Source organism: Agromyces intestinalis (assembly GCF_008365295.1).
Taxonomy (GTDB): domain Bacteria; phylum Actinomycetota; class Actinomycetes; order Actinomycetales; family Microbacteriaceae; genus Agromyces; species Agromyces intestinalis.
Window position 1 is genome coordinate 2,363,307 of record NZ_CP043505.1, and the last position, 20,161, is coordinate 2,383,467.

Consider the following 20,161-nt stretch of genomic DNA (forward strand, 5'->3'; position numbering starts at 1 on the left):
GTGCAGGAATGTCTCGCGAACGCGACGTGATCACCGCCGAGCAACTGCTCGCCCGATTCGAGGCCGGGGAGCCTCCGATCCTGCTCGATATCCGGTTCTCGCCCCGAGGGCCCGACCTGCGTCCGCAGTACGAGGCCGGACACATCCCGGGCGCGCGGTTCGTCGATCTCGCCGGGCAGCTCGCCGGCGAAGGCGGCGGCACCGCGGGGCGTCGGCCGCTGCCGGACCCGGCCGACCTGCAGGAGACCTTGCGATCGCTCGGCATCGACGACGACTCGGAGGTCGTGGTCTACGACGACAACTCCGGCCTGAGCGCCGGCCGCGGTTGGTGGGTGCTCACCTGGGCAGGCCTCGAACACGTCCGTCTTCTCGACGGCGGGTACGCTGCCTGGCTCGCGGCGGGCGGTGGGGTCTCGGCCGAGGAACCCCCGCCGGCAACCCGAGGCACGGTGAGCGTGCGCCCGGGCGCCCTCCCGGTCCTCGACGCCGACGGTGCGGCGGGACTTCCCGACGAGGGCGTGCTGCTCGACGCTCGTGGTGAGTCCGCCTACCTCGGCGGACCGCGGGAGCCGGGCGCAGCTCCCACCGGGCACATCCCCGGCGCACTCGAGGCGGGCACCCGGGCGAACCTCGACGAGCGGGGTCTGCTCCGCCCCGAGCCCGAACTGCGGGAGCGGTTCGCGTCGCTCGGCGTCGCAGCTGGCACGAAGGTCGGCGCCTACTGCGGCGGCGGGGTCGCCGCCGCGCACGAGGTGCTCGTGCTGCGCACCCTCGGCATCGAGGCGTCGCTGTTCGTCGGCTCGTGGTCGGCTTGGTCGGCCGATCCGTCCCGCCCGGTCGCGACCGGGTCGCGGCCGTGAGCACGCTGGTGGCGCATCGCGACCCGGTGACCGCCGAGCAGTTCACGGGCCTGTTCCGGCATCACCCGGGCGGTGTCGCTGTGATCACCGCCGACGCCGGCGACGGGCCGGTCGGGCTCACGGCGACGAGTGTCGCCTCGGTGAGCGTCGCGCCGCCGCTGCTCGTGTTCTCGGCGTCGGAGCGGTCGTCGAGCACGCCGACCCTGCTGTCGGCGGCGACCGCGGTGGTGCACCTGCTCGGCGCCGACGACCTCGGCATCGCCGAACTGTGCGCGACGAGCGGAGTCGACCGGTTCGCCGACCGCTCGCTGTGGAGCCGGCTGCCGAGCGGCGAGCCGGTGTTCCACGTCGTCGGCAGCTGGATCCGGGTGCGCGTCGAGGAACGCGTGCGGGCGGGCACCGCCACGCTCGTCGTCGGCCGCGCGATCGAGACCTCGCCGGTCCGTCCCGAGGCCGCGCCGCCACTGGTGTACCACGCCCGCGGCTGGCACGGGCTCGGAGACCACTCCCGGCTCGCGAGCTGATGGCGATCAGGGGCAGGGAGCGGGTCGTCGCCTCCGAAGACGATCTGAACGCGATCAGAACGAGGCATCCGTTCCGAACCGGCCTCGCCGGGCTCGCCAGGGGCGGTGCGACCGAACCCGGCACCTTCGCGGTGTCGATCGCGGCGGCGCTCGTGCAGTGCGGTTCGCTGGTCGTCGCCTCGGTCGGACTCGGCTGGGTCACCGACACGGTGATCGAGCCCTCATTCGCGGCCGGCGAGGTCGGGGCCGGCGCGCTCTGGGCGGCCTTCGCCGTCGTGTTCGGGCTCGCCGCGATGAAGGTGACCGGGCTCGTCGTGCGGCGGGTGGCGTCGGGTATCACGCAGTTCCGGGTGCAGGCCCGCTCGCGTCGGCAGGTGACCCGCCAGTACCTCGCGCTCGGGTTCGGGTGGCACCTGCGGCATCCGCCGGGCCGGCTGCTGTCGAACGCGGTCTCCGACGTGGAGGCGATGTGGCAGCCGATCATGCCGCTGCCCTTCGCGATCGGCGTGACCTTCATGCTCGTCGCCGCGGCCGTGACGGTCGCGTTCGCCGACGTCGTGCTGGCGCTCGTGACGCTCGCGCTCATCGTCGCGATCGTCGGGGTGAACCTCTGGTACCAGCGCGTGCTCGCCCCGCGGGCCCGGCGCGCGCAGCAGCTCCGCGGATCCGTCAGTGCGATCGCTCACGAGAGCTTCGACGGCGCCGAGGTCGTGCGAACGCTCGGTCTCGCCGATCACGAGCTGGAGCGGTTCGGTGCAGCTGCCCGAGAACTGCGGGACGCGAACGTGCGGTCGGGCCGGATCACGTCGCTCTTCGATCCGGTCATCGAGTTCCTGCCGACCGTCGCAGTGCTCGGCGTGCTGCTGCTCGGCTGCGCGCGTGTCGCCGACGGCGACCTCAGCGCGGGCGAGCTCGTGCAAGTCGCGTACCTGTTCGTGACGATGGCGTTCCCGCTGCAGGTCATCGGGCGGGTGCTGAGCGCCCTGCCGATGAGCGTCGTGGGGCGCGAGCGGGTCGAGGCGGTGCTCCGCGCCGACGAGTTCCCCGAGTACGGCGAGCGCGACCTCGACCCGGAAGGGGCGGGTGCCGCCCTCGACGCACGGGGCATCGCCCTCGACGCACGGGGCATCGCCGTCGACGCACGGGGCATCGGATTCGGCTACCCCGGCGGTCGGCCCGTGCTGCGCGACCTCGACCTCGGGGCGGAGCCCGGTCGGGTGGTCGCGCTCGTCGGCCCGACGGGCTCGGGCAAGAGCACGCTCGTGCAGGTGCTCGACCGGCTCGTCGACCCCGAGGAGGGCATCGTGCGGCTCGACGGCGAAGACGCCCGCAGCTATGCGCCGGGTCGCATCGCCGCCGCGGTCGGGCTCGCGCCCCAGCACGCCTTCCTCTTCGACGACTCCGTGCGGTTCAACGTCGACCTCGGTCGCGGGTACGGCGACGATCGCATCTGGGAGGCCCTGCGCGCCGCGTCGGCCGACAGCTTCGTCGCAGCGCTGCCGGACGGACTCGACGCCGATCTCGGCGAGCGGGGCGCGACGCTCAGCGGCGGGCAGAAGCAGCGGCTCGTGCTCGCCAGGGCGCTCGTCTCCCGGCCGCGACTCCTGCTGCTCGACGACGCGACCTCCGCTCTCGACGCGCGCGTGGAGCGCGAGGTGATCGGCCGCCTGGCGCTCGCGACGCGCTCGGGCGCGGCCGGCCGGCTCACCGTGGTGATCGTCGCGAGCCGCGCCTCGAGCATCGCGCTCGCCGATGAGATCGTGTTCCTCGACGGGGGGCGGATCGTCGCCAGGGGCACCCATGACGAGCTCGTGCTCGCTGCACCCGGCTACCGCGAACTCGTCGAAGCGTATGGCAGCGCGATCGCCGTCGACGAGCTCACCCGAGCGGCGGTGCACGCATGACCGCCGCCGCGTCCGCCACCGCGACCGCCACAGCCCCCGGCCTCGCTGCCGAACCCCGCGGCCTCGTCGCCACCGTTCGCCGCGGGCTCGAGATCACCCCCGAGCTCGGCCACGGCATCGCCGTCACGCTGCTGCTCGCGGTGATCGCCGCGACGGGTCGGATCGTCACTCCCGTGGCGATCCGCTACACCGTCGACGAGGGCATCGCAGGCGGTCGACCCGACCTGGCGCTCGTGTCGACGACCGTGGCCGCCGCGTTCGCCGTGGTGCTCGCCGCGGGCGTGGCGTCCTGGGGCATGAACCGCCGGCTCGTGACGGCGAGCGAGGCAGCGCTCGCCGGCCTGCGTGCGGCGGCGTTCCGCCACGTGCACCGGCTCGACGGGCTCTCGCTCGACCGTGAGCGACGCGGTTCGCTGGTCTCGCGGGTGACGAGCGATGTCGATGCGATCTCCAACTTCACCCAGTCGGGCGGGGTGACGCTCCTGATCAGCGTGCTGCAGCTGGTCATCGCGACCGGCATCATGTGCTGGTACTCGTGGCCGCTCACGGTGCTCGTGCTGGCGTTGTTCCTTCCTGTCGCGTTCGCGATCCGCGCCGCCCAGCGACGTGTGGCGGCGGGCTACCGGCGGGTTCGGCGCGATGTCGGCGCGATGCTGTCGGTCATCGCCGAGACCATCGTGGGCGCCGCGGTCATCCGCTCGACCGGTGCATCCGACCGCATCCAGGAGCGTGTCGACGCCGCCATCGACCGCACGCGCGATACGCAAGTGCGCACCCTCCGCCCGCTCGCGGTCAGCTTCTCGCTCGGCGAGCTCGTCGGCGGGCTGTCGACGGCGCTCGTCGTCGTGGTCGGCGTGCTGCTGTCGACGGACGCCTATCGCGACAGTGCGCTGCATGGCTGGTTCGGGTCGCTCACGGTCGGTGAGCTGCTCGCGTTCGTCTTTCTCATCACCTTCTTCTCTCGGCCGATCCAGCAGGCGGTGGAGATCATCAACGAGGCGCAGAACGCCATCGCGGGGTGGGGGCGGGTGCTCGAGCTGCTCGACGAGCCGATCGCCGCGCCCGAGTTCGCCGCCCGCGCTCGGCCGGCCCCCGGTGCGATCGAGGTTCGGCTGCACGGCGTGCGGCACCGGTATCCGTCCGGACCCCGCGTGCTGCACGACCTCGACCTGCGGGTGCCAGCCGGCATGCACGTCGCCGTCGTCGGCGAGACGGGGTCGGGCAAGTCGACGTTCGCCAAGCTGCTGACCAGACAGCTGGCGGCCGAGAAGGGCCACGTGCTGCTCGGCGGTGCCGAGATCGGCGACCTCCGCGAGGAGGAGTTGCGGCGGCGCGTGACGATCGTTCCTCAGGACGGATTTCTCTTCGAGGGCACCGTGCGGCACAACATCGCGCTCGCCCGGCCCGGTTCGACCGAGGCGGAGGTGCGTGACGTGCTCGACGGCCTCGGCCTGCTCGGCTGGGTCGATGGGTTGCCCGACGGCCTCGACACCGAGGTCGGGCAACGCGGTGATTCGCTGTCGGCGGGCGAGCGGCAACTCGTGGCGCTCGCCCGAGCCGCGATGGTGCGCCCCGACCTGCTCATCCTCGATGAGGCGACGAGCGCGGTGGATCCGGCCGTCGATGCGCGACTCCGGGGGGCGATCGATCGGATGACCGCGGGGTGCACCACCGTGACGATCGCGCATCGTCTTGCGACTGCGGAGACGGCTGATCTGGTGCTGGTCTTCGACCGTGGGCGGATCATCGAGCGCGGCAGGCACGCCGACCTCCTCGGGGCCGGTGGCGTCTACGCGCGCCTGCACGAGTCGTGGCGGGCGGTCGCTCAGGTGCCAGGCGGCGCGGCCAACACGGGCGGCCCACCGGTCGTCCACGCCGCACCCGAACGACAGCACGCCCCAACCGAACGACAGCACGCCCCAACCGAACGACAGCACGTCCCAACCGAACGACAGGAGGACAACCGGTGAGCCGAGTGGTGAGATTCGATCGATACGGCGGGCCCGAGGTGCTCGAGCTGCACGAGGTGCCCACCCCCGACCCGGGCCCCGGGGAGGTGCTCGTCGAGGTGCGAGCGGCGGGGGTGAACCCTGTCGACTGGAAGGTGCGGAAGGGATTCCGCTCGTCGGGCGCGCTCGAGGCGCCGAGAGGATTGGGATCGGATGCCGCGGGTGTGGTCGCCGGGATCGGCGAGGGCGTCGACGGGGTGACCGTCGGCGATGAGGTCGTCGTGCGCGGCGCCGACGGCGCGTATGCGAGCCACGTCGTCGTCACCCCCGCGCAGCTGGCACCGAAGCCCGCGACCCTCTCGTGGGAGGAAGCCGCCGGACTCGGCGTGCCGGCCGGCACCGCCCACCAGGTGCTCACCTCGCTCGGCCTCGCCGAGGGCGAGACATTGCTCGTGCACGGCGGATCGGGCGGCGTCGGTCAGGCGGCGATCCAGCTCGCTCGAGCCAAGGGCGCCGCGGTCGTGGCCACGGCGAGCGCCGTCAACCTCGAACGGCTGCGCGAGCTCGGCGCACTCGCGGTCGAGCACGGCCCGGGGCTCGTCGAGCGGATTCGCACGGCGGCGCCCGACGGTATCGACCGGGTGCTCGACGCTGCGGGCACGGACGAAGCCATCGAGGCCTCGCTCGCACTGGTGCCCGACCGTTCGCGCATCGCGACCATCGTGCGCGTCGAGGAGGCGGAGGCCTTCGGTATCCGCGCATGGAGCGGCAGCCGCGCCGGCCGGCTCAGCGATGACGAGCGACGGCTGCGCGCCGAGGCGATCGGCGTGATCTCGGCGCTCGCGGCCGAGGGGCGGTACGAAGTCGAGATCGCCGCGAGCTACCCGCTCGAGCGGATCGGCGACGCCCACGCCCACAGTGAGTCGGGTCACGTGCGCGGCAAGATCGTGGTGATCCCGTGAGCGTCGGATACCGGCATGTCGGGGCATCCGGCCTCGTCGTCGCCGATCTCGCGATCGGCACCGCGGCCTTCGGCAAAGCGGGTCGTATCCGCGACGGCCAGGCCGGCGTCGACCGGATCGTCGGGCGTGCGCTCGACCTCGGCGCGAGCTTCTTCGACACCGCCGACGGGTACGGTGACGAGCCCGGCGTGAGCGAACTCCTACTCGGCCGTGCCCTGGCCGGCCGGCGCGACGAGGCAGTCATCTCGACGAAGTTCGGCAGCGATCTGCGCGGAGCGCTCGGACCCGATTGGGGTGCGCGCGGGTCGAGGCGATACATCCGGCGGGCGGTCGAGGCGTCGCTCACCAGGCTCGGCACCGACTGGATCGACCTCTACCAATTGCACTCGCCCGACCCGTCGACGCCGCTCGAAGAGACGCTCTCCACCCTCGACGACCTCGTTCGCGAGGGGAAGATCCGGTACGCGGGCGTCTCGAACCTGCCTGCGTGGAGGCTTGTCGACGCTCACCACACGGCTCGCGAGCGCGGGCTGCATCCGTTCGTCTCCGTGCAGCACGAGTACAGCCTCCTGTGGCGTGGGCCTGAACGCGACATCCTGCCGGCCGTGCGTCGGCTCGAGGTCGGGTTCCTCGCCTACTTCCCGCTTCAGAACGGCCTGCTCACCGGCAAGTACCGACGCGGCGCCGCGCCCGCCGATGGCAAGGTCACCCGATTCAAACCGCACCTGCTGCACGATGCCCCATGGCAGGCGCTCGAGCGCTTCCGCGAGTTCGCCGCGGTGCGCGGGGTCACGCCCGTGCACCTCGCCTATGGGTGGCTGTTGGCCGACTCGGCGGTGTCGAGTCTCATCACCGGTGTCACGAGCGTCGCGCAGCTCGAGGCGAACGTCGACGCCGCCTCGTGGCGACCGACCGAGGCGGAGCGCGACGAGCTGCGCGACCTGTTCGACGGCCGGCTGAGCGGCAAGCCGGGGCGGCATGAGACTGCCGCCCCGCGCCTCACCGAGCGCGAGGCGCGAGCCAGCGGCGCAGCGAGCGCGTGATGACGGGCAGCACCCAGTAGGTCATGATCGGGGTGAGCACGAGGGTCGTCACGAGCACGCGCAGCCACAACGGCACCTCGCCCCAGCCGGGCGCGAGGCCGATCAGGTACGAGAACACGAGGTTCACCGGGAAGAAGCCGAGCCAGATCGTGACGGCCTGCTTCCAGCGCGGCGGCGCGGGCGGCGGGTCGGATGCCTCGGTGCCGGCGCCGCCGGCGACCGGGACCGAGCCCGTCGGCGGCTCGTCGAACCAGCCCTCGATGCCGGAGCGCCGCCGCGACCGCTCGCTCTCGACGAACGCCTGCCCGGTCGAGAGCCACCACGACCGTTCGGCGGAGTGCTCCCACGCCTCGAGGGACGCCTCGTCGGCGAAACGGTAGAGCATGTGCCACACTCGGGAGCTCTCGCCCGCCCGCACCCAGCCCGAGCCGAGGAAGCCCGGGTACTTGTTGGCCAGGTTCACGCCGGTCTGCACCCACGCGGTCGCCTCGGAGATGCGCGCGGGGTCGACCTCGCGGCGGATCGAGACGGTGATGGGTTCGGTCGGCATGGAACCATTGCAGCGCATCGGGGCTGGGGAGGTGCTGCACGCGAGCGCGCGTCAGCTTCCGATGACGGATGCCTCGCGGCGGACCTCGGCGGCCAGGCGGATGTCATCGGCCCGCTGCTGGTGGTTCTTGCGCACCATCCGCTCGTCGCGCAGCGGCAGCTTCAGGTCGACCTCGGCTGCGATGCCGGCGCGCAGCTGCCGCAGCCGTTCGACCTCGGTGTCGAGCACCGCGCCGAGTACCACCGCGAGGTTCGACAGCCACACCCACAGCAGGAACGCCACGGCCCCGCCGAGCACGCCGTAGTTGCGCTCGTAGGTGCGGAATCCCAGCACGTACACCCCGAACAGGCCCGTCGTGATGATCCACGCGAGCACGGCCGACGCCGCGCCGACGCTCATCCAGCGCACGTGGCGGCGCTTCACGTTCGGCGTAGCCCAGTAGAGCAGTGCGATCGCGAGCGCGACGAGGGCTGCGGCGACCGGCAGCTTCGCGAGGTCCCACCAGAACGCCACGCCCTCGTCGAGGCCGAACGCCTCGGCCACCGCGCCCGCCACCGGGCCGCTCACGATGAGCAGCACCGCGACCGCGGCCGCCAGTACGAGCAGCCCGGCCGCGACGAGCAGCATCGCCGGCCGCGATCGCCAGAACGGCCGCCCCTCTTCGACGTCGAGGATGCGGTTCATGCCGCGACCGAACACCCCGAGGTATCCCGAGATCGCCCAGAGCGCGCCGGCCATGCCGACGATGAGTGCCGACCACTGGTGCGACGCGTCGAGCAGTTGGGCGAGCGGTTCGTCGAGCGCGCTGGCCGCGTCGTTGCCCCACAGGTCGCCGACGATGTCGAGCGCGGTTTCGCCGAAGCGCTCGGCCGACCCGAAGCCGCCGATGAGGGCGAGCGCAGCGAGCAGCGCCGGGAACGTTGCGAGCACCACGTAATAGGTGAGGGCGGCGGCGATGTCGGCCCACTGGTTGATGCGCGCCTCGTGCCAGGTGCGGCGCAGGATGAGGCGCCAGTCGTCGCGGCTGAACCGGGCGGGCGAGTCGTGGCCGTCGGGCCGGGGGCGGGCGGAGTCGGGCATGCGGCGATGATGGCAGGTCGCCGTCGCGGGCGTCGAGGGGTTGCGCGGTCCCTCAGCCCAGGTGCGCGTGCAGGAACGCGGCGACCCGCTCGCGCAGCGCCGAGTCGAGGATGCCGATCGAGTGCTCGCCGCCCGGCACCACGGCCAACTCGACGGGCACTCCGGCTGCGCGCAGCGACTCGGCGTAGCCGAGCGACTGGGCGAGCGGCACGATCTCGTGCTCGGCGTGACCGATGAACACGGGCGGGTCACTGGCGTCGAGCAGCGTGCGGGGCGATGCGGCGCCGGCCGCGGGGCATCCGTCGCCGTCGAGCGAATCGGGTTCGCACCCGACGTAGGCACCGACGATGCCACGCAGCCACACGTCGCCCTCGGGGATGCCGTCGAGCACCACCGGGCCCGAGAGATCGGCGACCGCGGCGACCCGCGAGCCCTCGTCGAGTGGGCCCTCGCCGGTGGCGCCGACGAGGGCTGCGAGGTTGCCGCCCGCCGAACCGCCGAATACGCCGATTCGGCTCGGGTCGATGTCGAACCGCTCGAGCTGCGCGGGATCGCGCAGCCATTCGACGGCGAGCTGCACGTCCTCGAGCTGCGCCGGGAAGACCGCATCGGGCACCAGTCGGTAGTTCACGGATGCCGCGACGAATCCCTCGCTCGCCAACCACAGGCACACGTTGCGCCAGTCGGCGTTGGCCTTGTCGCCGCGCGCCCAACTGCCGCCGTGCACCGACACCACCGCGGGCAACTCGATGCCGAGGCCGGCTGCCGCGGGCAGGCACACGTCGAGCGTGAGCAGCGTGCCGTCCTCTCGTGTGCCGTACTCGAGATCGGGTGCGACGCGCAGGCCGGCGGGCGGCGTGAATGTGCGGATGCCGACGATCTCGGCGCCGGCGACCTCGCTCGCGGCATCCGAACCCTGCGGGTCGATGGCCTCGAGCCGGGTGTGGAACGCGCTCAGCACCGAGGTCGTCGCGATCGCGGCGGCGACGGCCGCGGCGATCAGCAGCGCCCGGCTGCGGTGCCGGCCGCCGCGACCGCCGGTACCGCGAGTTCGGGTCTGGATCACGGGCGGGCTCCGGGTCGGGGGTGCAGCGATGCTACCCCAGAATCCGGAGGAGTCCTCACCTGGCGGATCCGACGGGTCATGGGGCGCCTCGGGGCTCATCCCGTCGAAACCGGCTCGCGCGATGCGGCCGATTCACAGGCGGAACCGCTATCGTGGTCAGGTCGGTCTGGACACCGCGCTGTGCGCGGATGGGTTTGTGAGTCTGCAGGGCCGGTTCCGAGGCGTTCGGCCTCTGGATAGATCACCGTATGTGAACGGCCCCGGCCTACGACAGTTCCGGGTTCTCGATCGTGCTGCGCACCGCGCAGCACGTTCGCCATGTACTCGAGTACAACCCAGGAAGTTCCACCATGCCCAAGAACACGAAGCCCGCCGGCGGACGACCCGCGCGCAACTTCGACCCCTCGTACGCGCGCGGCGCGGCGAAGTCGGGTGCCCCGAAGTCGGGATCGCGCAGCCCCGGTCACCGCGGCTACCGCCCCGACGAGGATGCCCCGAAGAAGGCCCGCTGGAGCCGCGACGAGCGCGTCGCCAGCGGCCGCACGCCGCACCGCGCCGACGCCCGCCCCGAACACGGAAGCCGCGGCGAGCAGGGCGGTCGCGACGGCGGCCGTCGCTCTGACCGCGACGACCGCGCGCCCCGCCGCGAGTTCGACCGCGACCGCGACCGCGACCGCGCTCCGCGCGACGGCGGCCGTCGGTTCGACCGGAACGACCGTGCCCCGCGCCGGTTCGACGACCGTGGCGAGCGGCCCGCACGCCGCGAGTTCGACCGCGACCGTACCCCGCGCGACGGTGGTGCGCCGCGCCGGTTCGATCGCGATGACCGCGCCCCGCGTCGGGACTTCGACCGTGACCGTGCTCCGCGCCGGTTCGACGATCGTGGCGAGCGGCCCGCACGCCGCGAGTTCGACCGCGACCGTACTCCGCGCGACGGTGGTGCGCCGCGCCGCTTCGACCGCGATGACCGCGCTCCGCGTCGGGACTTCGACCGTGGCGAGCGGCCCGCACGCCGCGAGTTCGACCGCGACCGTACCCCGCGCGACGGTGGTGCGCCGCGCCGGTTCGATCGCGATGACCGCGCCCCGCGTCGGGACTTCGACCGTGACCGTGCTCCGCGCCGGTTCGACGATCGTGGTGAGCGGCCCGCACGCCGCGAGTTCGACCGCGACCGCGCCCCGCGTCGCGACGTCGAGCGCGCCGGCTTCCGCGACAGCGAGCGCCGCCCGTCCTCGTTCTACCCGGCTCGCGACGAGCGCCCCGCCTTCACCCCCGAAGACGACGTCGTGCTCGAGCGCCTCGAGGCCGACGCCATCCAGGCCGAAGCCGTCGACGGTGTGAGCTTCGGCGACCTCGGCCTCGGCCAGAACATCGTCCGCGCGCTGGGCGACCTCGGCGCCGAGCACCCGTTCCCGATCCAGGCCGCGACCATCCCCGTCGTGCTCGAGGGTCGCGACGTCCTCGGTCGCGGGCGCACCGGCTCGGGCAAGACCATCGCGTTCGGCGCGCCGACCGTCGAGCGGCTCATGCAGCTGTGGGCGGCGAAGCAGCGTGACCTCCCGAACGGCCCCGACGGTCGTCGCAAGCGCGAGATGGGCCGCGCGCCCCGCGCGCTCATCCTCGCGCCGACGCGCGAGCTCGCGCTGCAGATCGACCGCACCGTGCAGCCGATCGCGCAGGCCGTCGGCCTGTTCACGACGCAGGTGTACGGCGGCGTGCCGCAGGCACGCCAGGTCGGCGCGCTGCGCCGCGGCGTCGACATCGTGATCGGCACGCCCGGCCGCATCGAGGACCTCGAGCGCCAGGGTCACCTCGACCTCTCGGCGATCGAGATCACCGTGCTCGACGAGGCCGACCACATGTGCGACCTCGGGTTCCTCGAGCCCGTGCAGCGCATCCTCCGCCTCACCAAGCCCGGCGGCCAGAAGCTGCTGTTCTCGGCGACGCTCGACACCGGTGTGGCGACGCTCGTCGACGAGTTCCTCGTCGAGCCGGCCGTGCACGAGGTCGCCGGCGAAGACCAGTCGTCGGGCACCATCGACCACCGCGTGTTCGTCATCGAGAACCGCGACAAGCGCGACATCGTCGCGGCGCTCGCCGACCGCGACGGCAAGACCCTCGTCTTCTCGCGCACCCGCGCGTTCGCTGAGGACCTGACCGACCACCTCGAGGAGGCTGGCATTCGCGCCGTCGCCCTGCACGGCGACCTCAACCAGTCGCGTCGCACGCGCAACCTGCACCAGCTCACCAGCGGCCGGGTCGACGTGCTGGTCGCGACCGACGTCGCCGCCCGAGGCATCCACGTCGACGACATCGACCTGGTGATCCAGGCCGACGCGCCCGACGAGTACAAGACCTACCTGCACCGCGCGGGCCGCACCGGCCGTGCCGGCCGCATGGGCCGGGTCGTCACGCTCATCCCGCGCAACCGCCAGCGCCGCATGAACGACCTGCTCGACCGCGCCGAGATCGAGGTCGACTTCGAGGACGTGCGCCTCGGCGACGCGCTGCTCGACGACCTCGGCCCGGTGGAGATCGCCGCGATCGAGTCGGAGGAGGGCTTCGAGACGGAGCACTACGAGGCGGATGTCGCGGAGGAGCTCGAGGCTGAGGCCGACGAGGCCGAGGCCGACGAGGAGCTCGCGTCCGACGACGAGCTCGCGTCCGATGACGCCTTCGACGACGAGCTCGTGGTCGTGGACCTGCTCGACGCCGACGACGAGGCGGATGCCGCGGAGCCCGTCGACGCGCGCTGATCCCGACGTGAACGGCAGGGGTGGGTGCTTCCCACCCCTGCCGTTCTCGCATCCTCGGGCCGGTGACGCCCGGCCGCTAGACTCCGGCGCATGACGCTCGCGCCCCCGTCCGCCGCCCCCGCACGCACCCGTTCGCTGTGGTGGGCGCGCGGACTCACGATCGCCGCGGCGGTGCCGACCGTCGTCGCGCTGCTGTTCCTCTTCGGCCTCTGGCTAGTGAGCGTGCTCGATCTTCCCTCGTCGGTTTCGTCGTTCGGCTGGCTGCTGCTGGCCGGGCTCATCTTCAGCGCGCTCACTCTGGGCTGAGCCAGGCGCGGCTATGCTGGCTGCACGATCGGGCTGACTGAACGATCGGTAGGTATTCCGCGACGACGAGGAGCAGCCATGATCGAGTTCGCCGTGCACGATGCGGTCGCCGAAGTGGTGCTGAACGCGCCCGCGAAGCTCAACGCGCTCGATGAGGCCGCGCTGCGCGAGCTCGACGCCGCCTACGTCGAGGCGACCCGGCTCGCCGACACCGGCGAGGTGCGCGCACTCGTGCTGCGGGGCGAGGGTCGGGCGTTCTGCGCGGGTCGTGACATCTCCGGGGTGGACCCCCGTGAGGACGACGTGCTCGGCTACCTCGGCGGACTCGTCGAGCCGCTGTTGCAGCGCATCGCCGGCATCCCGGTGCCGACATTCGCGATCGCGCACGGCGCGTGCCTCGGGGTCGGCCTCGGCTTGCTCATCGCGAGCGACATCGTCTATGTCGCCGACACCGCGAAGATCGGCTCGCCGTTCGCCAACCTCGGCGCGACGCTCGACTCGGGCGGGCACGCCCTCTTCGTCGAACGCCTCGGCGCGCACCGCACCATGGACCTCATCGTCACCGGCCGGTTGATGTCGGGTTCCGAGGCGGTCGCCTCGGGCCTGTTCTCGCGCGCCTTCCCCGCCGACGAGGTGACGGATGCCGCGTGGCAGGCCGCACGCGCGGCCGCCGCCGGCCCGACCCTCGCGTTCACCGCGTCGAAACGACTCGTCGCCGCGCTCCGCGACGAGCGGCTCGGGCTGTGGGCGTCGATGGCCGAGGAGAACCGCGCGCAGGCGGCGCTCTGCGAGACATCCGACTACCGCGAGGGCTTCGCCGCGTTCCAGCAGAAGCGCACGCCGGTGTTCACGGGTCGCGACTGACCCGTTCCGCTGGTCGAGTAGCGCGAAGCGCGTATCGAGACCTGGTGAGCTGTGGCAGGGTCGGTGGGCGGGGTGCGGGGTCTCGATACGGTCGCTGCGCTCCCTACTCGACCAGCGGGGGTCGCCCGACCGCTAGGGTCGTGCCGTGCGCCCGAACGCCGTCGTCGCGACGACCACCCTGCTGCTCCTCGCCCTGACCGCGTGCTCCGCCGCGCCCGAGCCGACGCCCGAGCCGCCGACGCCCGCACCGACGGCGAGCACGCCCCCGATCGAGGCGGCCTTGCCGTACACGTGCGACGACCTCGTGCCGGGCGACCTCGTCGCCGCGACGCTGCAGGGCGGTGACGGCACGCCGGTCGAGCCGGTGCCCGCGACGTACGAGCGCTTCGCGTTCGCCGACCTGCTGCTCACCGGCGCGGGCGGGCTCGCGTGCTCATGGCGCGTCGGCACCGGCATGCCCGACTACAACGGCACCGACTGGGCGTACCTGCGGGTCGACGTGCTGCCGGGCGGGGCACTCGCCTGGACGCCCGAGTGGGCCGGCGACGCCCCCTCGACCGAGTCCCGCGAGATCGCTGGCGTCGAGGCATCCGTCGCGGTCGGCGACAGCGGGTGGCGCATCTCGGCGCCGGTCGGCGACGCGTGGCTGCGGGCGACGATCTCGGCGGCCGGGCTGACGGGTTCGGGTTCCCGGTTCCTCGGTGTGGACGCCGCCGAGATGCTCGATCGGCTCGCCGTCGCGGCATCCTCGGCGGCCGAAGCGGTGCAGGCGGCGCCCGACCGGGCCGCCTGGCAGATCGCGCCGCTGCGCGACGGCGAGGCCGCGTGCACCGGCGGCCTTGCCGAACCGGGCGTGGTCGAGGCCGAGCAGCTCGACGGTGCGTCGTACACCTACGCGCTCGGGCTCGCCGCGACCCGGGAGATCACCGGATTCGACGACGCGGTGAGGGTTGCTGCCCGCACCTTCGACTGCGAGCTCGTGGTCGACGGGTTCGGTCCGCTCCCGCTCGTGACGATCGAGACGGCACGGGGCCTCGGTGACCTGTTCGCGCGCATCGGCGAGCCCGACACCGACGCCGCGTTCGTTCCGCTCGAGCTCGCTGACGTGCCGGCGGGGCAGCACGTCGACGCCGCAGTGCGAAGCGCCGAGGACGGCCCGTCGTCGCCCGTGATCCTGCGGGTGGGGGACACGGTGTACGAGATCAACGGGGACGGGGCAGCGGCGGTCGCGCAGGCGATCGTGCACCAGACGTACTGACGGGGGCGTTCGAGAGGGCTACTCGACCAGCACCGCGACCGGGTCGGGCAGCACGCGTGCGAACAGCTTGTCGAACACGTTCGTGCGATCGAACTGCCTGGCATACTCGCGACCCCGCTCGGAACGCGCACGCACCTCGTCGGCGGGCAGCGCCAACGCCTCGTCGATCGCGCGCTGGATCGCCGCGGCATCCTCGACCGGGATGATCGTCGCGTGCTCGCCGACGGCTTCGACGATGCCGCCGGTGTCGCACGTGATCACCGGTCCGCCGCCCGCGAGCAGCTTCTCGGCGAGCGCGATGCCGAACGTCTCGACGAACTCGGGCCGCGGCTTCGACGGCAGCACGAACGCGGCGCAGCCCGCCATCAGCGCGGGCTTCTCGGCGTCGCCGACGTCGTCGAGGAAGTCGATCAGCTCGGCCGCGTGCGAGAGCGCGGCACGGGCGCGCAGCTCGGCCGCCTCGGGTCCGCGCCCGGCGATTACGAGCCGGATGCCTCGCTTCGCCGCCGCCGACGCAGCGAATCCGTCGATGAGCTCGTCGACGCCCTTCGCCCGCGCGAGCCGCGACAGGAACAGCACGTAGCCGCCCGGCCGCAGGTCGCGCGCAGCGCACACCCGGTCAACGTCGGCGGCACTCACGTCGAGATACGGCGTCGCGTCGATCGCCGGGTACGAGATCGCGATGCGGTCGCGCAGCTGGTCGGCGAACCGGGTGCCGTGCGCCGAGTCGACGTCCTCGGCCGATGAGACGATCAGGTCGCGCGTGTACTCCGACACCGCCACGAGGTGGTCCTGCGCGAGGTAGCTCGCGAGGATGTGCGCCGCCGGCCCGAATCGGCCTTCGGCCACGCACGCCCGCACGATGTTCGTGACATCCGACCCGACCGCCTCGGCGATCGTCGTGACGTTCACGGGCAGCCCGGTCGCCCACGCGACCCGCATCGCGTCGGCGACCGCTACCGTATGCGGGCTCAGGTAGAGCGAGAGCGCGACCGTCGGCACGCCGTCGGTGAACAGCTCGACGAGCCGGCCCGTGATGCCCGCGAGGTACCGGCTGTCGGGCACCTTGTAGTCGCCGACCGGATCGGGCCGCTCGACCGTGATGCCGCGGCTGTAGGGCAGCACGACGTCGAGGGGCTTCAGCGGCAGCCCCGCAGCTTCGAGGCGCTCGATGGGCCAGGTCACGATGCGCACCTCTCGGATGCCTCGCTGCAGCGCCACCTCGGCGAGGTTCCGTGCTTCGACGGAGTGCCCGCAGATCACGGGATCGGCGCGCACGACGATCACGAGCCGGGTCGGAAGGGTCGAAGGGGTCATGGCGTCCTCCGGTCTGGTTCGGTGGAGATGGGCGGTTCGGATGACTCGTGCGATGCGAGCGGGTCATGCGTGACGGGCGGCGACTTCACGGCCGGCGGATGCGACGGCGGGCGTTCCGTCGTGCCCCACTCGCCGGGCTCGCTGCCGAGTTCGACGGTGAGCGTGCCGCCGTGTCGCAGCTCGGCGCCGCGCAGCCAGGGGCGGGCGAGGGGTTCGCCGTTGAAGCGAACCGACTGCACGTACTGCACCGGCCCGCCGGGTCGCGGCTCGGTGAACCCGACCGTCTCGATTCGGAACACGTCGTCGCCGGCGACGCGCATGCGCGACTCGGCGAAGCTCGGCGCGTTGATGAGGAACAGGTTCTGCCCGGCGACGGGGAACAGCCCGAGCGACGCCCACACGTACCACGAACTCAGCCCGCCCGAATCGTCGTTGCCGGGCAGGCCGCCGCGGCCGGTGCCGAACATCTGCGTCACGATCGCGTGCACCACCTCGGCGGTGCGGTCGGGGCGCCCGGCGTAGGTGTACGCCCACGGGGACTCCATGTCCGGCTCGTTGTTCAGCCCCTCGAAGCGGCCGAGCGCGTACCCCGCGGTCATCTCCGAGGCATCCGGCCGGATGCCCGGCTGCCGCACCGGAGGCGCGCCGAACCCGAAGAACCGGTCGAGCAGTCCCGTGAAGGCCTCGTCGCCGCCCGCGAGCTCGATGCGTCCCGCCATGTCGTGCTGCAGCCGGAACGAGTAGTTCCAGCGGGTGCCCTCGTAGAACGTCGAGTCCTGCAGCAGTCCGGTGCCCGGGTCGTACGCGTTCACCCAGCGGGCGGCGAGCGCCTCGAACTCCTCGGCGAGCGACACGTCGCCCACCCGGCGGGCGACCTTCGCGGTGCACCAGTACCCGAACGCGAGATCGAGGGTGTGGCTGACGGGGTGCGCCACGCCGTGCAGCAGGAAGTCCTCGCCGTAGGTGCGCCGCAGGTCGTTGTGCATGTGCACGAGCGCCCAGTCCCAGTCGATGCCGTCGAGGCCGAGCTGGCACAGGTCGGCGAGGAACGTGTGCACGAGCGCTGAGCCCTGCCGCGAGAACCGGTCGCTGCCGCGCGCCATCCGGTAGCCGATGGGGAAGTTGCCCTCCTCCTCGCAGATGGTGAGCAGCGCGTTCGCGAGCTCGACCGCGCGCTCGGGGAACAGCGTCGTGATGAGCGGCAACTGCGTGCGGTAGACGTCCCACATCGTCGACAGGTCGAACGCGAAGGGGCCGGGACTCGGCCAGAACGGGCTCTCGTCGGGCGCGAGGCACGGCTTCACCAGCGAGTGGAACAGCGCGGTCGAGAACACCGTCTGCCGGTCGTCGTCGGGCGTGTCGACGCGGATCGACTGCAGGTGCCGCTTCCACGCCTTGCCGGTGCGCTCGCGGCGCTGAGTGAAGCGGGCCGGCCCGACGCCGCAGTCGCGCGTGAGGTTCGCCCGCGCCTGCTCGGTGCCGCGCAGCGAGAAGCCGAGTCGCAGCTCGACGGTCTGGCCGGCTTCGACCGGGCCGGCCCACATCAACCCGAAGCTGCGCAGCGTCGTCGGCCGGATGTGGTCGAAGTCGAGCCGGGTGCCGCCGGGCATGAGGCGGCGGTCGTACCAGAGCATCTGCCGCCACTGCGGGGTGTCGCACTCGAGGTGCACCGCGAGCGGTGCGCCCTCGACGACGATCTCGCCGCGCGCGACGCCCGGCGCGACCGTCTCGAGGTGGGCGCGCAGCGGAATCGTCGCGCCATACGGGATCGTGAGCCCGCCCATCGAGAAGTCGACCACGATGCGGGCGTTGCGATGCTTCGGGAACGTGTACCGGTGCACCGCGCTCTTCGGGCCCACCGTGATCTCGGCCCGGATGCCGTTCTCGAGGGTCGCCGCGTACCATCCGGGCTCGGCGTGCTCGTCGACGAGATCCCACGTGCGGCCGAGCACGTCGAGCGGCTCGATCATCGGCGTCACCCGGAAGTAGTTGTAGTACTTGCGGATCGCGCCGGTGCCCGACTGCTGGAAGTGCGTGAACCCCGACGCGAGCTGCCGGTCGTGGATGCGCGGCGGCACGCCCTCGGTGATGAGGTCGTAGCGGCCGTACCCGGTCGGATAGGCGCCCGAGTACGCGCACGCCGACACCATGCCGAACGGCGAGGTCGCGCCCGGGTGCGTGTTGCCGATCTGCGGCTTCGGCCACCACCAGGATGCCGCGAGTCCGGTCGGCTCAGGGAGCTCGGTGACCTCGGTTCCGAGGAACGGATCGACCCGCTCGAAGCTCGCAGCCATGCATGGACGCTACGCAGGGCAGATGACGGGCGGATGTCACGCGGGTGACGATTGCCGTCACGGTATCCGCAACCGTGGCTAAGGTCGATTCGCGCCACTGAGGTCGGCACGTTCATGCCTCATTCGCGCGAATCGACCTTGGGCGGGGAGGGGGCGGGGAGGGGGCGGGGAGGGACGGGTGCGAACCCTCAGCGATCGGATGCCTCGGGTTCGGCGTGCTCGGCGATGTCGCGGCCGAGCTCGTCCTCGATGAGCAGGTCGCGGCGCACGTGCGAGGTGCGGTACGCCGACCGACCGAGCATGTGCGCGGTCATCGGCTGGGTGAGCAGCTGGAACGTCATCACGAGCACCGCGGTCGTGAGCACGCCCCAGGTCGGCGCTCGCAGCACGACCGCGGCCAGGATGGTCGCGAGCCCCAGCACCTGCGGCTTCGTCGCGGCGTGCAGCCGGGTCAGCACGTCGGGGAACCGCACGATGCCGATGCCGGCCGCCATGGACAGGAAGGCGCTCACGAGGATGAGCAGCCCGACGGCGATCTCGGCGAGGCTCACGAGACATCCTGCTTCGCCATGAACCGGGCGATCGAGATCGAGCCGACGACTGCGAACATCGCGAGCACCAGCAGGATCACGAGCGTGTCGGTGTGCTGGTTGATCGCCATCTCGGCGCCGAGCGCGCACATCGCGATCGCGAGCAGCACGTCGGTCGCGAGCGCACGGTCGAGGATCGACGGGCCGCGGATGATGCGTGCGACGGCGGCGAGCCCGCCGATGCCGAACATGATGCCGGCGGCGATGCTGACCACGGTGAGGAAGCTCATGCGTGCTCCTTCGGTCGGATGTCACGGGCCGCAGCGCGACGTTGGCGCCGCGCCTGACGGATCGACTCGGCCTGCTCGTGCGTGCCGATCGCGAGCACGATGCGCTCCTCGGTGCCGAGCACCTGGCGCCGGGTGTGCTCGACGTCGGCATGCGTCCGGGTGCCGAGCGCGTGCAGGTAGAGCAGGCCGCGTTCGCGGTCGATGTCGACCACGACGGTGCCGGGGACGACCGAGATCGCCTCGGCCGTGAGCGTGGTGACGAGGTCGCTGCGGGTCAGCAGCTGCACCGCGATGATCGCGTTCATCGGCTTCCACCACGGCATCAGCGAGAAGAACGCGACCTGCAGCGACGCACGCACGACGTCGAAGATCATGCGCAGCCCGAGCAGCAGGCCGCGCCACGGGTTGAACCGACCGCTCAGCAGCACCGGCGGCAGGTACAGCGTGCGGGTGACGAGGATCGCGAGCACCACGCCGGTCACGACCGTGAGCACGTCGATGTGATCCCACAGCAGCAACCACAGCGCGACCAGCGCGATCAGCAACGGAGCCTGCCGCCACAGCGACTTCCAGATCAGGGGCTCGTGGCCCTCGGCACGGCTCATCCT

18 protein-coding genes are annotated in these 20,161 nt (G+C 72.3%); 10 read left to right on the plus strand and 8 right to left on the minus strand.

Features of this window, described 5'->3' with window-relative positions; translation table 11 throughout:
* Positions 1–8 precede the first annotated feature (8 nt).
* From FLP10_RS10785 to FLP10_RS10810, 6 genes are read left to right on the plus strand one after another with little or no spacing between them, the layout of a single operon-like run.
* Entirely contained in the window at positions 9–860 is an 852-nt protein-coding gene (locus FLP10_RS10785; protein ID WP_149160858.1) for a sulfurtransferase, read from the plus strand.
* Positions 857–1,384, plus strand: a complete 528-nt coding sequence (locus FLP10_RS10790) for a flavin reductase family protein (RefSeq protein WP_210418384.1) — start codon at positions 857–859, stop codon at positions 1,382–1,384. Before FLP10_RS10785 ends, FLP10_RS10790 begins: the two co-directional genes overlap by 4 nt.
* Positions 1,384–3,288 (plus strand): ABC transporter ATP-binding protein, encoded by a 1,905-nt coding sequence (locus tag FLP10_RS10795; RefSeq protein WP_149160859.1) that lies wholly within the window; start codon positions 1,384–1,386, stop codon positions 3,286–3,288. Before FLP10_RS10790 ends, FLP10_RS10795 begins: the two co-directional genes overlap by 1 nt.
* The gene (locus tag FLP10_RS10800; protein ID WP_149160860.1) at positions 3,285–5,258 is read left to right on the plus strand and encodes an ABC transporter ATP-binding protein; all 1,974 of its coding nucleotides are present in this window, start codon (positions 3,285–3,287) and stop codon (positions 5,256–5,258) included. Before FLP10_RS10795 ends, FLP10_RS10800 begins: the two co-directional genes overlap by 4 nt.
* 8 nt (positions 5,259–5,266) lie before the next feature.
* Positions 5,267–6,199: an NADP-dependent oxidoreductase gene (locus FLP10_RS10805; protein WP_246149998.1), complete on the plus strand. Its 933-nt coding sequence runs from the start codon at positions 5,267–5,269 to the stop codon at positions 6,197–6,199.
* A complete protein-coding gene (locus tag FLP10_RS10810) occupies positions 6,196–7,242 on the plus strand; it encodes an aldo/keto reductase (RefSeq protein WP_149160862.1) in 1,047 nt (348 codons plus the stop codon). Before FLP10_RS10805 ends, FLP10_RS10810 begins: the two co-directional genes overlap by 4 nt.
* Here the strand turns inward: FLP10_RS10810 and FLP10_RS10815 are convergent.
* From FLP10_RS10815 to FLP10_RS10825, 3 genes are read right to left on the minus strand one after another with little or no spacing between them, the layout of a single operon-like run.
* Positions 7,199–7,792 carry an antibiotic biosynthesis monooxygenase gene (locus FLP10_RS10815; RefSeq protein WP_149160863.1) on the minus strand — a complete coding sequence of 198 codons (594 nt, stop codon included), beginning with the start codon at positions 7,790–7,792 and terminating at the stop codon, positions 7,199–7,201. The two genes, FLP10_RS10810 and FLP10_RS10815, sit on opposite strands and share 44 nt — an antisense overlap.
* Before the next feature lie 51 nt (positions 7,793–7,843).
* Positions 7,844–8,872, minus strand: coding sequence for a YihY/virulence factor BrkB family protein (locus FLP10_RS10820; protein WP_149160864.1), 1,029 nt, complete (start codon positions 8,870–8,872; stop codon positions 7,844–7,846).
* Positions 8,873–8,924: 52 nt separating this feature from the next.
* Entirely contained in the window at positions 8,925–9,938 is a 1,014-nt protein-coding gene (locus FLP10_RS10825; protein ID WP_168209173.1) for an alpha/beta hydrolase, read from the minus strand.
* Positions 9,939–10,288: 350 nt separating this feature from the next.
* On the opposite strand from FLP10_RS10825, the gene FLP10_RS10830 reads away from it, so the two are divergent.
* The 4 genes from FLP10_RS10830 to FLP10_RS10845 all read left to right on the plus strand — a co-directional run bounded on the left by FLP10_RS10830 (position 10,289) and on the right by FLP10_RS10845 (position 15,122).
* Positions 10,289–12,694, plus strand: a complete 2,406-nt coding sequence (locus tag FLP10_RS10830; protein ID WP_149160866.1) for a DEAD/DEAH box helicase — start codon at positions 10,289–10,291, stop codon at positions 12,692–12,694.
* 90 nt (positions 12,695–12,784) lie between these two features.
* A complete protein-coding gene (locus tag FLP10_RS10835; protein ID WP_149160867.1) occupies positions 12,785–13,000 on the plus strand; it encodes a hypothetical protein in 216 nt (71 codons plus the stop codon).
* A gap of 78 nt (positions 13,001–13,078) precedes the next feature.
* Positions 13,079–13,864, plus strand: a complete 786-nt coding sequence (locus tag FLP10_RS10840; RefSeq protein ID WP_149160868.1) for an enoyl-CoA hydratase/isomerase family protein — start codon at positions 13,079–13,081, stop codon at positions 13,862–13,864.
* A 145-nt stretch (positions 13,865–14,009) separates the two neighbouring features.
* Positions 14,010–15,122, plus strand: coding sequence for a hypothetical protein (locus tag FLP10_RS10845; protein WP_149160869.1), 1,113 nt, complete (start codon positions 14,010–14,012; stop codon positions 15,120–15,122).
* A gap of 18 nt (positions 15,123–15,140) precedes the next feature.
* Here FLP10_RS10845 and FLP10_RS10850 read toward each other — a convergent pair whose 3' ends face one another.
* The 5 genes from FLP10_RS10850 to FLP10_RS10870 form a co-directional block, all read right to left on the minus strand.
* Positions 15,141–16,439: a glycosyltransferase gene (locus FLP10_RS10850; RefSeq protein WP_149160870.1), complete on the minus strand. Its 1,299-nt coding sequence runs from the start codon at positions 16,437–16,439 to the stop codon at positions 15,141–15,143.
* Positions 16,436–18,733, minus strand: a complete 2,298-nt coding sequence (locus FLP10_RS10855) for a glycoside hydrolase domain-containing protein (RefSeq protein ID WP_149160871.1) — start codon at positions 18,731–18,733, stop codon at positions 16,436–16,438. Before FLP10_RS10855 ends, FLP10_RS10850 begins: the two co-directional genes overlap by 4 nt.
* A 188-nt stretch (positions 18,734–18,921) precedes the next feature.
* The gene (gene mnhG / locus FLP10_RS10860; RefSeq protein ID WP_149160872.1) at positions 18,922–19,284 is read right to left on the minus strand and encodes a monovalent cation/H(+) antiporter subunit G; all 363 of its coding nucleotides are present in this window, start codon (positions 19,282–19,284) and stop codon (positions 18,922–18,924) included.
* On the minus strand, positions 19,281–19,553 hold the full coding sequence (locus tag FLP10_RS10865; protein WP_149160873.1) for an MrpF/PhaF family protein: 273 nt from the start codon (positions 19,551–19,553) through the stop codon (positions 19,281–19,283). The genes mnhG and FLP10_RS10865 overlap by 4 nt, the downstream gene beginning before the upstream one ends.
* Positions 19,550–20,158: a Na+/H+ antiporter subunit E gene (locus FLP10_RS10870; protein WP_168209174.1), complete on the minus strand. Its 609-nt coding sequence runs from the start codon at positions 20,156–20,158 to the stop codon at positions 19,550–19,552. The genes FLP10_RS10865 and FLP10_RS10870 overlap by 4 nt, the downstream gene beginning before the upstream one ends.
* Positions 20,159–20,161 lie beyond the last annotated feature (3 nt).

Coding starts and splice junctions, on each gene's coding strand:
- FLP10_RS10865 (WP_149160873.1), bottom strand. CDS start 19,553: ATGAGCTTCCTCACCGTGGTCAGCATCGCCGCCGGCATCATGTTCGGC.
- FLP10_RS10815 (WP_149160863.1), bottom strand. CDS start 7,792: ATGCCGACCGAACCCATCACCGTCTCGATCCGCCGCGAGGTCGACCCC.
- FLP10_RS10850 (WP_149160870.1), bottom strand. CDS start 16,439: ATGACCCCTTCGACCCTTCCGACCCGGCTCGTGATCGTCGTGCGCGCC.
- FLP10_RS10800 (WP_149160860.1), top strand. CDS start 3,285: ATGACCGCCGCCGCGTCCGCCACCGCGACCGCCACAGCCCCCGGCCTC.
- FLP10_RS10830 (WP_149160866.1), top strand. CDS start 10,289: ATGCCCAAGAACACGAAGCCCGCCGGCGGACGACCCGCGCGCAACTTC.
- FLP10_RS10835 (WP_149160867.1), top strand. CDS start 12,785: ATGACGCTCGCGCCCCCGTCCGCCGCCCCCGCACGCACCCGTTCGCTG.
- FLP10_RS10870 (WP_168209174.1), bottom strand. CDS start 20,158: ATGAGCCGTGCCGAGGGCCACGAGCCCCTGATCTGGAAGTCGCTGTGG.
- FLP10_RS10785 (WP_149160858.1), top strand. CDS start 9: ATGTCTCGCGAACGCGACGTGATCACCGCCGAGCAACTGCTCGCCCGA.
- FLP10_RS10855 (WP_149160871.1), bottom strand. CDS start 18,733: ATGGCTGCGAGCTTCGAGCGGGTCGATCCGTTCCTCGGAACCGAGGTC.
- FLP10_RS10820 (WP_149160864.1), bottom strand. CDS start 8,872: ATGCCCGACTCCGCCCGCCCCCGGCCCGACGGCCACGACTCGCCCGCC.
- FLP10_RS10840 (WP_149160868.1), top strand. CDS start 13,079: ATGATCGAGTTCGCCGTGCACGATGCGGTCGCCGAAGTGGTGCTGAAC.
- FLP10_RS10795 (WP_149160859.1), top strand. CDS start 1,384: ATGGCGATCAGGGGCAGGGAGCGGGTCGTCGCCTCCGAAGACGATCTG.